We start from the raw sequence: 13,595 nt of genomic DNA, 5'->3' as shown, positions 1-13,595 counted from the left end.
GGAAACCTCACAGTATTTGAATGTCGTCGTTACGCTCCTTGTAAGTCGTCAGATGGGTGAGGGTTCACAGTGAGTTGGTTCCTGCGGGAAATGTAAGCAAAGAACGCCGCACCGGTGAGGGTGCAGCGCAGTGTTCAGGGCTGAAATGCGCCGATAAAGATCGCCGGGTCCACCCGTGCGTCGTTCAGGCTGATGTTCCAATGCATATGCGGCCCGGTCGCCCGGCCGGTGGAACCGACCTTGCCCACCACCGCACCACGGGCCAGTTGCTGGCCTACGCTCACGTCAATCTTCGACATATGGCAGAACATGCTGATGAAGCCCTGGCCATGGTCCACAAACACGGTGTTGCCGTTAAAGAAGTAGTTGCCGGTCAGAATCACCTTGCCCGCCGCCGGGGTCTTGATCGGCGTGCCGGCGCCTACGGCAAAGTCCAGGCCGGAATGCGGATTACGCTCCTCGCCATTGAAGAAGCGTCGCACGCCGAACTTGCTCGACAGCGGCCCGTTCACCGGTTTGTCCAGCAGCAGGTTGCTTGGCGTGTTCGGGCTGAAGCTGCGGTAGGCCTTGAGCTGGACCGCCAACTCGCCTTCGATGCGCTTGAGTTGCGCCGGGTCCGGGTTCACCTGGCTTTTGTTCTTCAGGGTGATGTGCTGCTCGGGGTACTTCTTGAACCCCACGACAAACGGCAGGTTCTGGCTGCCGCTGGTGATGCGTTGGGTACCGGGCTTGACCGTCAGCGGGATACCGACAATCGCCAGCCAGTTGTTCTGTTCCTTCACCACCAGCACCGGCCGGTTTAGGTAGGTGGCTTTGGGTGCAGTCGCCGAGGTACCGAGGTCGACCACCGCGACGCCACCGGGCACCGGCTTGTTCAGCAGCCGGGTGATGTAGCTGTCGGCATGGGCGTTAAAGGTCAGGCACAGCAGCATCAACAAACTTAAAAAGCGTGGCATCAATCAATCCAGTAACGAGAGGGTGACGGGCGTCAGGTGGTTGTCTTCCACCCGCACTTGCAATTGGCCTTCACCGAGGCGCGCGGTGAGACGCTGGCCGGTGTGGGTTTGCGCGGCATTGCGAATCGCCTGGCCGCGTTCGTCGAGCAGGATGCTGTAGCCGCGTCCGAGAGTAGCCAGCGGGCTGACCACGTGCAGCGTCTGCACCTGGCTTTGCAGTTGCAGGCGACGGGCCTTGAGGCCTTCGCGCATGGCGCGGGGCAGGCGTTCGGCGAGGCTGTCCAGGCGTTGGCGCAGCAGGGCCAGTTGACGGCCTGGATGTTGGCCTGCGAGGCGGGTTTCCAGGCGGATCAGCCGTTCACGACGGGTATTCAGGTTGCGCTCGAAGGCGCGGCGCAGGCGCATGTCCAGGTCGTCGAGGCGCTGGGCTTGCTGGCGCAGGCGTTCGCCCGGGTGACGCAGGCGACGGGCCATGCCTTCCAGGCGCAGGCGGTCGTGGGTCAGGCGGTTGCGCATCAGTATCACCAGGCGACGGTGCAGATTCTCTACCTGGCGAGTCAGGTGGCTGGAGTCCGGCGCCAACAGCTCGGCAGCGGCGGAAGGGGTAGGGGCGCGCACGTCGGCGACAAAGTCACTGATCGACACATCGGTCTCATGGCCAACGGCGCTGACGATGGGCGTCACGCAGGCGTCCACCGCACGCGCTACTGCTTCTTCGTTGAAGCACCAGAGGTCTTCCAACGAGCCGCCGCCACGGGCCAGGATCAACGCGTCGAAGCCCCGTGCATCGGCCAGCTTCAGTGCGCGGACGATTTGCGCGACCGCTTCACGGCCTTGCACGGCCGTCGGGATCAACGTCAGTTCCACGTTGGGTGCCCGGCGGCGGAACACGCTGATGATGTCGCGAATCACCGCGCCGGTGGGCGAGCTGATAATCCCGATGCGCCTTGGGTGGGCGGGCAGCGGCACCTTGCGCTCGGCACTGAACAGGCCTTCGGCGCTGAGTTTTTCCTTCAGCGCGTCGAAGGCCAGGCGCAAGGCGCCGTCACCGGCCGGCTCCACCGTGTCGAGAATCAGCTGATAGTCGCCACGGCCCTCAAACAGCGAGACCTTGCCCCGCACCTTCACCGCCAGGCCGTCTTTCAATGCCTGGCGCACCCGGGCGGCGTTCTGCCGGAACAGCGCACAACGCACTTGGGCGCCGCTGTCCTTGAGGGTGAAGTACACGTGGCCGGAGGCCGGGCGGGCGAGGTTGGAGATCTCGCCTTCGACCCAGATATTGGTGAACACGTCTTCCAGCAACACCCGCGCACGGCCGTTGAGCTGGCTGACAGTCAGGACTTCGCGGTCCAGGCCCAGACGGGCAAAGGGATCTTTAATCATGGGCGGCAGTTTATAGGCATTCGTGCAGGGTTTGACAGAACTGCTCCACCAGCGCGCTCGGCGTTTGCTGGCAGGCGAGGGCGACGGTGCTTTGGCAATCGGGATCGGCCAAGGGCAGAAAATGAATGTTGGCCGGCGCGATGTCCTGCATCGACGCCGGCAGCAGGGCGATCCCGAATCCGGCCTGGATCAGCTGCAACTGCGTGGTCTTGCGCGACATCACCCGGGCGGCCTTGGGGAAAAATCCTGCACGCATGCACAACTCGGCTGACAGGTAACTCAGCCCTCCGCGCTGGGGGTGAGGGATCGAGATAAACGCTTCGTTCTTCAATTGCGCCAAATCGATACCGGATGTGTGCCCGGCCAACCGGTGACTCGGCGGCACGGCCAGCAACAGTCGCTCGCTATATAAAGGCACGATGCGCACGCCTTCGCGCTGGCGCAGCACCGGCAAGCGCAACAGCCCGACCTCCAGCCGACCGTCGGCGATTTCTTCCAACTGGGCTTCGGAGGACAGTTTGGCGATGTCCATCGACACGCCGGGGCATTGCTCCAGCCAGGCACCGATGCCGCGCAGCAGGCGGCCACTCATCGGCACCGTGCTCGAATGGCTCATGCGCAGGGTACCGAGTTGGCCACTGCCCACTTGCGTCGCCATCTCACTGGCCTTGAGCAGTTCGCCCAGCAGGTTGCGTGCCCTTGGATAAAACGCCTCGCCTGCAGCCGTCAGCCGCGGCTGGCGCGCAGTGCGTTCAAACAGCGGCGTTTGCAGCAGGTTTTCCAGCTCCTTGATCTGCCGGCTCAGTGCCGATTGCGCCACAAACAGCCGCTCGGCCGCTGCGCTGAAGCTGCCGCTCTCGGCGATTTCGACGAAGTAACGCAATTGCCGGGTGGAAATCACAAGTCATGCCTTTTCGAGATGAGTGATGGGCTTTGAAGATATTAGTCGCAACGCTTGCCAATGGCTAAAGTGATGGCCATCTCTAATAAGGAATACCTCATGAGTCCGGTCGAGCTGTTGAGTCATTGGTCATTTGGCGGTGTGGACTGGCTGGTGATCGGCGTGGCGATTGCCCTGGCGTATATCGTGTTCGGCATTGCAGGCTTTGGTACCGCATTGGTGGCGGGGCCGATCCTGATTCTGTTCATGCCGCTGTCGAAGATCATCCCCTTGCTGGTGCTGCTGGATTTTGTCGCGGCCTTCGGCAACCTCCTGCAATCGCGCCGGGATGTAGTGAAACCGGAGTTGTTCAGGCTGCTGCCGTGCATGGCGATTGGCTGCACCCTTGGGGTGATTTTCCTGCTCAACCTGCACTCTGATTTATTGCTGCTGATGGGGCTGTTTATCAGCGCCTATGCGATCTACAGCCTGGCGGTGAAGGGCAGGCCCGCGCAGATGGCAGCCGGCTGGGCGATTCCCATGGGGGGTGTCGGCGGGCTGTTTGGCGCGTTGTTCGGCAGTGGCGGCTTTCTGTATGCGATCTACCTCAACAGCCGATTGCCCAAGGATGGCGCGCGGGCGACCCAGAGTGCGTTGATCAGTTGCAGCACGGTGGTGCGCCTGAGCCTGTTTCTGATCGCGGGCGTGTATGCCGAGCTACCCTTGTTGATGTTGGCGGTGTGCCTGTTGCCGGCCATGGCGCTCGGGCTGTGGGCCGGGCGGCGGCTGACCCTGCGTATGTCCCGCGAGGCGTTCGTGCGGTTGGTGACCTGGCTGGTGCTGGCCAGCGGCATTGCCTTGATTGCCCGTTACTTGAGTACTTGACCTGTGGGTGTCAGGGATTAAGCTGCCGGGCTCTGGGGCCCCCTCGCGGGCAAGCCCGGCTCCCACAGTTGATCGCATTCCAATGTGGGAGCCGGGCTTGCCCGCGATGAGGCCAGAAGCCACACCGCAGGACACCCAGGCACCATGAACTCCCAAAGTATCCTTGTCCCCAAGATCTCCACCTTGCCCGTCCACGAACCCCGCGCCCGGGCGATTGTGCGTTGGCTGGTGCGCAAGAACATCGTCAAGGAAGAACTCACCACCTGCGGGCGCACCGGCAACCGCATGGGCTACGCCCTGGCCGACGGTGCCCGCGCCGTGGTGCTGCACCCCGACGCGCTGCCGTTCAACGAGCCGATCAACGGCCTGGAAATTATCTACAAGCGCTGCATCTACACCCCGGCCAAGGGTTTTCTCGAAGAAGCCGGCTGCCCGGAATGCCTGAAGGAAGTCGGCGAAGCCCTGTTCGAAAGCCTGGAAGACTGGATGCCCGGCCACACCGATAACTTCACCTGCCCGTTGTGTGGGCATGAAGACGACATCAATGGCTTCCTGTTCCTGCAGGAATGCGGCTTTTCCAACCTGGGATTCATCTTCAATAACTGGGCGGAGGCGGGGTTCAAGCAGAGTTTTATCGACGAATTTGCCGACTGGCTGGACCAGAAGATGAGTTGGGTCAAGGTCGAGCTTTGACCCGATGTGATCGTTCCCACGCTCCCGCGTGGGAACGCTTCCCGTGACGCTCCGCGTCGCCCTGGCATGCAGCGCCTGCAGGACGCGGAGCGTCCAAAGCGGCATTCCCACGCAGAGCGTGGGAACGATCAGTGCTGCAAAAATCATCCATCTATCAGTATTACCAAGTTTGTCAGAGTTTTACATTGAACCCGAGGGGGTGTCTGACTATAATGGCGCGCTTCCATTTTCCCGCTCGGGAGCCCCCGCGATGCTGCGTATCAGCCAAGAAGCTCTGACATTCGACGACATTCTCCTAGTGCCCGGTTATTCCGAGGTGCTTCCTAACGAAGTCAGTCTCAAGACCCGCCTAACCCGTGGCATCGAGCTGAATATTCCTCTGGTTTCCGCTGCCATGGACACCGTCACTGAAGCCCGTTTGGCAATCGCCATGGCTCAGGAAGGCGGCATCGGCATCATCCACAAGAACATGACCATCGAGCAGCAAGCTGCCGAAGTTCGCAAGGTCAAGCGTTACGAAGCCGGTGTGGTCAAGGACCCGATCACTATCGAGGCCGATGCCACCGTTCGTGACCTGTTCGACCTGACCCGCCTGCACAACATCTCCGGCGTTCCGGTACTGCACGATGGCGACCTGGTCGGCATCGTCACTTCCCGTGACGTGCGTTTCGAGAACCGCCTTGAAGTCACCGTCCGCGAAGTGATGACGCCTAAAGAGCGCCTCGTTACTGTCAAGGAAGGCGCTGACAAGAACGATGTGCGCGAACTGCTGCACAAGCACCGCATCGAACGCGTACTGATCGTCGACGACAAATTCGCCCTCAAGGGCATGATGACCGTCAACGACATCGAAAAAGCCAAGGCTTACCCGCTGGCCAGCAAGGACGATCAAGGTCGTCTGCGCGTAGGCGCTGCGGTCGGTACCGGTAAAGACACCGGTGACCGTGTAGCGGCCCTGGTGGCTGCCGGTGTCGACGTGGTGGTGGTCGACACTGCCCACGGCCACTCCAAAGGCGTGATCGACCGCGTTCGCTGGGTCAAACAGAATTTCCCTGAAGTGCAAGTGATCGGCGGCAACATTGCCACCGGCGCTGCCGCCAAGGCCCTCGCCGAAGCCGGTGCTGATGCGGTCAAGGTCGGTATCGGCCCTGGCTCGATCTGCACCACCCGTATCGTGGCCGGTGTAGGCGTGCCGCAAATCAGCGCCATCGCCAACGTCGCCGCGGCCCTTGAAGGCACTGGCGTACCGTTGATCGCCGACGGCGGCATCCGTTTCTCCGGTGACCTGTCCAAGGCCATCGTAGCCGGTGCTTCCTGCGTGATGATGGGCTCGATGTTTGCCGGTACTGAAGAAGCGCCGGGCGAGATCGAACTGTTCCAGGGTCGTTCGTACAAGGCTTACCGTGGCATGGGTTCCCTGGGCGCCATGTCCCAGGCTCAAGGTTCTTCCGACCGTTACTTCCAGGACTCCTCCGCGGGCGCCGAGAAGCTGGTACCGGAAGGCATTGAAGGGCGTGTTCCGTACAAGGGCACCCTGAGCGCCATCATCCATCAACTGATGGGTGGCCTGCGTTCCTCGATGGGCTACACCGGCAGCGCCGACATCGAAGAAATGCGCACCAAGCCTGAGTTCGTGCGGATCACCGGTGCCGGCATGGCCGAGTCCCACGTCCACGACGTACAGATTACCAAGGAAGCGCCAAACTACCGCGTAGGTTGATGCTTCCAGCAAATAGTTAAGTAACCGGGGCTGTCTTATTCAGCCCCGAGTTGTTTCTGATTCATTAGACGAGACTGATCTCATGGCCCTCGACATTCACGCCCACCGCATCCTGATCCTCGACTTCGGTTCCCAGTACACCCAGCTGATCGCCCGCCGCGTGCGTGAAATCGGCGTGTACTGCGAACTGCATCCGTTCGACATGGACGACGAAGCGATTCGCGAATTCGCTCCAAAAGGCGTCATTCTCGCCGGCGGCCCCGAGTCCGTGCACGAAGCCAACAGCCCGCGTTGCCCGCAGGCGGTGTTTGACTTGGGCGTGCCGGTCTTCGGTATCTGCTACGGCATGCAGACCATGGCCGAGCAGCTGGGCGGCAAGGTTGAAGGTTCCGAACTGCGTGAATTCGGTTACGCCCGTGTCGACGTGGTCGGCAAGAGCCGCCTGCTGGACGGTATCGAAGACCACATCGACGCCGATGGCCTGTTCGGCCTCGACGTATGGATGAGCCACGGTGACAAGGTCACCAAGATGCCGGAAGACTTCCACATCTTGGCCAGCACCCCGAGCTGCCCGATCGCCGGCATGTTCAACGACGAGCGCGGCTACTACGGCGTGCAGTTCCACCCGGAAGTGACCCACACCAAGCAAGGCGGTCGCATCCTGTCGCGCTTCATCCTCGACATCTGCCAGTGCGAAGCCCTGTGGACCCCGTCGAAGATCGCTGAAGACGCCATCGCCAACGTACGTGCCCAGGTCGGCACCGACAACGTCCTGCTGGGCCTGTCCGGCGGTGTGGACTCCTCCGTGGTTGCGGCTCTGCTGCACAAGGCCATCGGCGACCAACTGACCTGCGTCTTCGTCGACAACGGCCTGCTGCGCCTGCATGAAGGCGAGCAAGTGATGGCCATGTTCGCCGAGAACATGGGCGTCAAGGTGATCCGCGCCAACGCTGAAGATCAGTTCCTGAACAACCTGGCCGGCGAGTCCGATCCGGAGAAGAAGCGCAAGATCATCGGCCGCACCTTCATCGACGTATTCGATGCCCAGTCCAACAAACTGGACAACATCAAGTACCTCGCCCAGGGCACCATCTACCCGGACGTGATCGAGTCGGCAGGCGCCAAGAGCGGCAAGGCCCACGTGATCAAGTCCCACCACAACGTGGGCGGCCTGCCTGAGGAAATGAACCTCAAGCTGGTAGAACCGCTGCGCGAACTGTTCAAGGACGAAGTCCGTCGTCTGGGCCTGGAGCTGGGCCTGCCGTACGACATGGTCTACCGCCACCCATTCCCGGGCCCGGGCCTGGGCGTGCGGATCCTCGGTGAAGTGAAGAAGGAATACGCCGACCTGCTGCGTCGCGCCGACCACATCTTCATCGAAGAACTGCGCAAGGCCGACTGGTACCACAAGGTCAGCCAGGCATTCGTGGTGTTCCAGCCGGTGAAATCGGTTGGCGTGGTCGGCGATGGCCGTCGTTACGCATGGGTTGTTGCCCTGCGTGCGGTGGAAACCATCGACTTCATGACCGCCCGTTGGGCACACCTGCCGTACGAACTGCTGGAGACTGTCAGCGGTCGTATCATCAATGAGATCGAAGGTATTTCGCGCGTTACGTATGACGTGTCGAGTAAGCCGCCGGCGACCATTGAGTGGGAATGATCCTGCGGTAGCAGGTGAGCGCTGAATAACAAAACCCCGGCCTGGTGCCGGGGTTTTGTTTTATCCGTCAGGCAACTGTTCGCCGAGGGTTTTTTCGCCGGGATGCAGCCAGGGCGTTTCCAATTGCAGGCGTACATCACTGGCGGCGTCTTGCTGCCGACGCCGCCCGCCCGTTCTCCGACAACTAGACCCGGTGGTCCGCCAGGACTTCCGGCGAGATGCCGTACGCGCTGAATGGCTGTGGGCGCACGGAGGAGGACGGCCCAGCGGTTGCCGCAGGAGGCGCGATCGAGACCGCCGGCTTGCTCTGGTTTTCCCCACCGCCCTTGAGGCCGGGGCTGTCGACGAGTTCCCATTCGTTGCGGGCGTTCAAGCGCACTGGCAGCGAGGTGTTGAAACCGTCGGGGTTGAGCGGGTCGACAATCGCCAGGTGACCTGGCCCGTTTATCGCGGTCTCAAAGCGCACATGGTAGGCCACGCCATTCATCAGGATGGCGTGGTTGGGCAGGCTGCCGGACGAGTGCAGGGTATAGGTCTGGAAAAACCGCCCAGGCTGGGTATTCACGCTCTCGCTTTCCAGCAACAGGTTGCTGGCATAGGACGCGGGTACCGGGCTGGATGGCAGTTCAGGAGAGAGTCGTGGGCCTGTCACCTCGACCATTCCTCGGGACTTGAGTGCCCGGCTCAGCTCTTCGAGGGTCTTGAAATGCTTGCCGCTGACCGACTTCCATTCCGGCCGGTCAACCAGATATCCCGCTTTATCATGCTGGATCAGCACACACTTGATAAATCCATCCCGGCTGCGAGCAACAAACATCGGGTAACCGGGTTCGACGTGGTGGATATACATGCCAGCCTCCGGCAGGTAGCGCGACAGCTGTTGGGCGACGCGCACGTCCAGGGGCGTGTCCATCTGCACGCGCAGGTCATTTTTGATTTCGACCGACGTCAGCCTTTTGTCAGTGGCTACATAGCCGGGATCCGGCTCGATTCCCCTGGGTTGGCCGGTTTCCACGTCCTCGATGCGAACACCGACAACGTCCTCCAACTCGCCGAGCCCCGGTACGCCTTGGTGCACGTTGGCGTGGCTGTTACCCACCAACGCTACCCACTTATGCGCGCCACGGGCCGCCTGGTCCGCATCGATCACAGTGCGTGCGAAGAAGTTCATCATCTGTTGCCGGTAGAAGGTTTCGACATCAGCGAGCCCCTTGCGATAGCTGGCCATGCAGTCGATGGCTTGCACGCGAATATGGTTGCGCTGCGCGCTCTTGACCACTTCGAGGAAGGTATAGCGCCCGGTGGGGTCGGTGCCAAAGCCGTTGTCCAGGCTGTTGAGATAGCGCTCAAGGCGCTCGGGCATTTTGCCGCTGCGGTTGAACAGCTCCAGGTCGGCCTGATGAAAATCCGTCTGCACATGCTCCAGGTATAAGGTCTTGACCTTCTGCTTGGCCAGCAGCGGCATATTCTCGATCAGCAAGCGCTTGCTGCCCACGCTGGAATGGTTCTCGCCGAATACGATACCGGGGCCTTCATTGAGCAGGCGCTGGATAAATTCCTTGATCGATGTGCCTGGCTTGAACGTGGGAATGGGCGCGCGGACAGTCGGCGGCCGGGCAGCAAAAAAATCCTTGGCGTCGTTGTAAAGCCGGCGGCGCAGGGCCTTGAAGTCGTCGTATTCATTCCCGGCAAAGTAGGTTTCGCTGAGGGCGTGGCGGTCCCCGTAGCCGTCTGCATGGTCTCGCAATGCCGGACGCTCGGTCACGGGCACGTCGTACGCAGTGGTCACTGGGTCAACCTGGGGCAAAGGGTCCGTCGCCCGGCCCCAGGGTTTGGGACCCATCCGCAACATGCCGCCCTTGAGACCGGGGGCTGGCAAGGGTTCCCAGCGTTTGTAGGCATTGAGCCGCACGGGAACGTTGCGCGAAAACGCGTAGGGGTTTTGCGCATCAATGATCAACCAGCCCTTGACCTCCTTGACGTAGCGCACCTGAAAATAGCCGGACGTAGTGCCCTGGCGCAGGTAGATGTAAGTCTTGCCGCTCAGGGTTTCGATAATGCCCTCCCTGGCCCCGGTGCCGGCACGCGTGCCTTCGGTGATGTCGGTGCGCAAGCTGTCCAGCAGGGTTTCTTGCTGGGCCGGGGCCACGACTCGGTCGGGGGCAATATCCGACAGCATTGGCGCGTCGGCCCTGGACAACGTGCCGGTCCCCAGTCGGGTTTCTGAACCCACTGTCTCTTCGGTCAGGGCGATGTCCGGCAAGTCGCCACCGCCCTTGAGAAACATGGCGTTGAACAGGGTGTCGATGCCCGCGAGGATCGCACCGGTCACGCCTGCCTTGCGTTCGGCCGGCGTGTTGCCTGTGATCGCCTGATCAATATTCAACCCGACATTCGCAATGCCCGCGCCCACCACGGCCAGCGCCACCGGCCAGCCGACCGCGGCCATCGGCCCGAACACCCGGCCGAAAGCATTGAGGTAGCCCATCCAGAGTTTTTTTCGCAGTTCGCCATTGGTGTGCATCATGAAGCCTGCATCGGCGAGCATGCGCGCGTGGGTGGTGTGCCGCAGGTGGGTGAAGGGGTCGTCGTTGACCCAGGCCTGCTGCACCTCGAGTAGCTGGTGGTTGTTGGTTTGCCAGGCACTGAACAGCAGGTCCAGCAGGTGGCTGAGGCCGACGTTTTCCCGGTGCGGTTCGTGGAACACGTGGGCCAACAGATCCGTCACCGGAAAAGCGGCCAGCAGCCATTCCTGGGTGGACGTGAGGGCGGCCGTGTCTTCCATAACATCGTGGTCCATCGCCTGGAAATGCGCCATGAAACGTTTGCGTGCGTCCGGTCGCTCGACCTGGGACATCACCCACCAATGCAGGTCGACCACGCTTTCCATCACATGAAAGCCCCAGAGCTCACCCGGCACGTAAACGATCTGGCGCTCGTAAGCGTCGACGATGCACAGGATATCGCTGGAGACGTAGCTGCCAATCTGCAAGCGCCGGATGCGCAGGGCTGGAGAAGGTTGGATTGAAGCATCGAGCATCGCCCGGGTCACCGGCCACTCGACGTTACTGGCTGCCGCTTTCACCACCGTCAGGAAGTGCGCATCCGACAGCCGCCCGGCTTCGCGGTCTTCGATGGCCTTCGCCAGGTACGTGCATTTGGCCAGACTGCGGAAGTGCTCGCTTTGGCTGCTCCAGAACGTGGCCACCGCTGTCTTGTAATGATCCAGGAAGTTGAAGGCCCAGAAGGCTTTCATCACCTGACTGCCCAGCAGCCGCACCTCGTTGCTCTGGTTGTAGGTGCCCACCTCCGGCCCGGCGGTGTAGAAGCCGCAATCGTTGTCGAGCACGTCGGCGTTGTCCTGGTCATGCACGGTGAAGCGGGTGATCACCAGTTGCGTCAGGGTCAGGGAATCGTGGGGATGTTCGAAGTGTTCCCAGCCGCTAAAGGTCTGGTCGTTGCTTTGGGACGAATGGAAACGGTGGAAGTAGATCTGCTCCGGATCAAGGTTGATCGCATGATCGGTGAGGATTTTGCGTGCGAACCGGGTGGCCATTTCGTAAAGGTCAGGGCAGGCCTCGACCATGGCCGGGACCAACGCCTTGAGTGCGACGGCCTCGGCGGCGTTGGGCTGCTTGGGTGCGTCTTGCATGGTAGCTTTCCTTGGGTGGAGTGATGTCGCCCGTACTATCCCAAGGGGCCCGGTTCAAGGCTGTCGGCCCTGCCTGTTGCTGCGCGTCGGACTCAACGCAGGGCAATGTCCGAGAAAGTTAAAAACGTGTCCGGGAACGCCACGATTTGATGTACTCGAACTGCCCGTGCCGAGACCGGCTAGAGGTATTTCATTTCCAGGGTGACGTCACCGTCCAGGGGCACTTCTTCGGTCAGGGTCAGCGTATTGGAGGGGGCGATGTAGGTATAAAACACAAGCTGCGCATCCAGCGTGGTGATTGCTACCGGAGTGTGACGCGGGTTTTCGGCGTGGGTGACGGAGGTCAACAAGCCATGGGTGACGGCGGTGCCGGTATTCCAGGTGGCCCCTTTGTTGCCGGATACAATGGGGCGCATTGGGCCGGACTCGCTGACCGGGTCGGCCAGGCTAAAGGCGAGGTAGCCAAGTTTTTCGCGGCCGTTGACCAGGCCGAGGCCATGGAGGCTAGGCACCAATGCGGAGCCTGCCTGATTATCGACGGTGTTCAGGGCCAGCAGTGTCGGTCCTTCGCACCTCACGCTTAATTGCCGGCGGTATTGGTCCAGGACTGTTATTTCTTCAATATTCAAGTCCTTGGCCGCCAGTTTGCCGTGATCAACCGCCCCGCCGTTGGCGAGTTGGAGCTGGCAGGCATTCGGAGTGATACGGCCTTTGACGGTCAGGTCTACGGTAGCGGCGGCAGAGGCCGTTGCACTGTTACCCAGCAATAACGCCGTGGTGAGTGAGGTGAATATCTTGTTCATTATCGGCTCGAAAATCGTTGCAGTGCGCAGGCGCGGACAATGTCGCGTCTGCCCCTTGGTTGGAGGGGCGCGACCTTAAAGATCCGTGTGTGCGAGGGAAATGCAACAATTGCGATAATGGCCAGGCCGCTTCAAGCGGCTCAGCGTCGCGCGATATCCGAAAAGTAAAACTTATCCAGCGTATGCCGCGACTCGGTGTACTCGAACTGCCGTCCATCCTGCAAAAACGTCTGGTTGCTCACCACGATCACATGGCTCTGACCTTCGAGGTCCAGGTGTGTCTGGTCGTCCTTCCCCCGCGGCAGCGCTTCGATGGTGCGCTGGGCATAGCTGATTTGCAGCTGCAGCGTCTGCTCGATAAACGCATAGATCGACTGCTCGGCAATCTCCCGGTCCAGCCCCGGAATCAGGTCGGCGACGAAGTGGTTGATGTCGAGGATCACCCGTTTGCCGTCGATCCGCCGCACCCGCTTGACCCGAGTAATCAGGCTGCCCGCTTCGGCTTCGATGTGTTGCATCAGCGGGCCTTCCAGGGGGAATTGGCTGAACTCCACCACTTCGGTGCTGACGTCATCGCCGAGGGCGGCATGGGTCTCGCGAAAGCTGACGATACCGCCGAGTTGGAACTCGATGGGGTTGGGCGACAGCACGAACGTGCCCTTGCCGTGGATCTTTTGCGCGAACCCGCGCTCCTGCAATTGCTCGATCGCCCGGCGCACCGTGCCACGGCTGGCCTGGTAGGCGTCCATCAGTTCGGTTTCGGAGGGCAGGCGCGTGCCGCGTTGCAGGCGTTCGGTGGTGATGCTGGCAAGCAGATCGGTATAGATCTGGTTGTATTTACTCATGGGGGAGGGCTCTGTGCCGCGTTGGCGTTCAAGGCAGGAACCTTAGTGGCAGCGATGGGGTTTGTCCATGCAACCCATTGTAGAACTCGGAAATATCTGACTCAAAAAACAGAAATTC

At 61.2% G+C, this 13,595-nt stretch carries 10 protein-coding genes; 4 read left to right on the top strand and 6 right to left on the bottom strand.

All coding sequences use genetic code 11. The annotated features are described in order from the left end of the window. Positions 1–134: 134 nt before the first annotated feature. From BLU46_RS10590 to BLU46_RS10580, 3 genes are read right to left on the bottom strand one after another with little or no spacing between them, the layout of a single operon-like run. Positions 135–956 (bottom strand): peptidoglycan DD-metalloendopeptidase family protein, encoded by an 822-nt coding sequence (locus BLU46_RS10590; RefSeq protein WP_017478670.1) that lies wholly within the window; start codon positions 954–956, stop codon positions 135–137. A 3-nt stretch (positions 957–959) separates the two neighbouring features. Then, positions 960–2,339, bottom strand: coding sequence for an exodeoxyribonuclease VII large subunit (xseA, locus tag BLU46_RS10585; RefSeq protein ID WP_093201360.1), 1,380 nt, complete (start codon positions 2,337–2,339; stop codon positions 960–962). Between the two features lie 10 nt (positions 2,340–2,349). Further along, on the bottom strand, positions 2,350–3,240 hold the full coding sequence (locus BLU46_RS10580; protein ID WP_093201356.1) for a LysR family transcriptional regulator: 891 nt from the start codon (positions 3,238–3,240) through the stop codon (positions 2,350–2,352). Positions 3,241–3,339: 99 nt separating this feature from the next. Here BLU46_RS10580 and BLU46_RS10575 point away from each other — a divergent pair, with 99 nt between their 5' ends. From BLU46_RS10575 to guaA, 4 genes are all read left to right on the top strand, one after another. After that, the gene (locus BLU46_RS10575; protein ID WP_093201351.1) at positions 3,340–4,104 is read left to right on the top strand and encodes a sulfite exporter TauE/SafE family protein; all 765 of its coding nucleotides are present in this window, start codon (positions 3,340–3,342) and stop codon (positions 4,102–4,104) included. Between the two features lie 144 nt (positions 4,105–4,248). Further along, a complete protein-coding gene (locus BLU46_RS10570; protein ID WP_003209647.1) occupies positions 4,249–4,797 on the top strand; it encodes a hypothetical protein in 549 nt (182 codons plus the stop codon). Positions 4,798–5,047: 250 nt separating this feature from the next. After that, positions 5,048–6,517 carry an IMP dehydrogenase gene (gene guaB, locus BLU46_RS10565; RefSeq protein ID WP_017478674.1) on the top strand — a complete coding sequence of 490 codons (1,470 nt, stop codon included), beginning with the start codon at positions 5,048–5,050 and terminating at the stop codon, positions 6,515–6,517. Positions 6,518–6,599: 82 nt separating this feature from the next. Then, on the top strand, positions 6,600–8,177 hold the full coding sequence (gene guaA, locus BLU46_RS10560) for a glutamine-hydrolyzing GMP synthase (RefSeq protein WP_017134673.1): 1,578 nt from the start codon (positions 6,600–6,602) through the stop codon (positions 8,175–8,177). Between the two features lie 184 nt (positions 8,178–8,361). Here guaA and BLU46_RS10555 read toward each other — a convergent pair whose 3' ends face one another. The 3 genes from BLU46_RS10555 to treR form a co-directional block, all read right to left on the bottom strand. After that, positions 8,362–11,829 carry a membrane-targeted effector domain-containing toxin gene (locus tag BLU46_RS10555; protein WP_093201346.1) on the bottom strand — a complete coding sequence of 1,156 codons (3,468 nt, stop codon included), beginning with the start codon at positions 11,827–11,829 and terminating at the stop codon, positions 8,362–8,364. A gap of 179 nt (positions 11,830–12,008) precedes the next feature. After that, the gene (locus BLU46_RS10550; RefSeq protein WP_093201341.1) at positions 12,009–12,632 is read right to left on the bottom strand and encodes a DUF1120 domain-containing protein; all 624 of its coding nucleotides are present in this window, start codon (positions 12,630–12,632) and stop codon (positions 12,009–12,011) included. A gap of 140 nt (positions 12,633–12,772) precedes the next feature. Next, the gene (gene treR, locus BLU46_RS10545; RefSeq protein WP_003209636.1) at positions 12,773–13,477 is read right to left on the bottom strand and encodes a trehalose operon repressor; all 705 of its coding nucleotides are present in this window, start codon (positions 13,475–13,477) and stop codon (positions 12,773–12,775) included. Positions 13,478–13,595: the final 118 nt, after the last annotated feature.

The organism is Pseudomonas yamanorum (genome assembly GCF_900105735.1).
Classification (GTDB): domain Bacteria; phylum Pseudomonadota; class Gammaproteobacteria; order Pseudomonadales; family Pseudomonadaceae; genus Aquipseudomonas; species Aquipseudomonas yamanorum.
Note: the sequence above shows the minus strand (reverse complement) of the source record. Positions and strands in the feature narration are given on the sequence as shown.

Bases quoted from the DNA above. Each gene is read 5' to 3' on its own strand.
- BLU46_RS10550 (WP_093201341.1), bottom strand. From the start codon at position 12,632: ATGAACAAGATATTCACCTCACTCACCACGGCGTTATTGCTGGGTAAC.
- BLU46_RS10570 (WP_003209647.1), top strand. From the start codon at position 4,249: ATGAACTCCCAAAGTATCCTTGTCCCCAAGATCTCCACCTTGCCCGTC.
- BLU46_RS10575 (WP_093201351.1), top strand. From the start codon at position 3,340: ATGAGTCCGGTCGAGCTGTTGAGTCATTGGTCATTTGGCGGTGTGGAC.
- BLU46_RS10555 (WP_093201346.1), bottom strand. From the start codon at position 11,829: ATGCAAGACGCACCCAAGCAGCCCAACGCCGCCGAGGCCGTCGCACTC.
- BLU46_RS10590 (WP_017478670.1), bottom strand. From the start codon at position 956: ATGCCACGCTTTTTAAGTTTGTTGATGCTGCTGTGCCTGACCTTTAAC.
- guaB (WP_017478674.1), top strand. From the start codon at position 5,048: ATGCTGCGTATCAGCCAAGAAGCTCTGACATTCGACGACATTCTCCTA.
- guaA (WP_017134673.1), top strand. From the start codon at position 6,600: ATGGCCCTCGACATTCACGCCCACCGCATCCTGATCCTCGACTTCGGT.
- xseA (WP_093201360.1), bottom strand. From the start codon at position 2,339: ATGATTAAAGATCCCTTTGCCCGTCTGGGCCTGGACCGCGAAGTCCTG.
- treR (WP_003209636.1), bottom strand. From the start codon at position 13,477: ATGAGTAAATACAACCAGATCTATACCGATCTGCTTGCCAGCATCACC.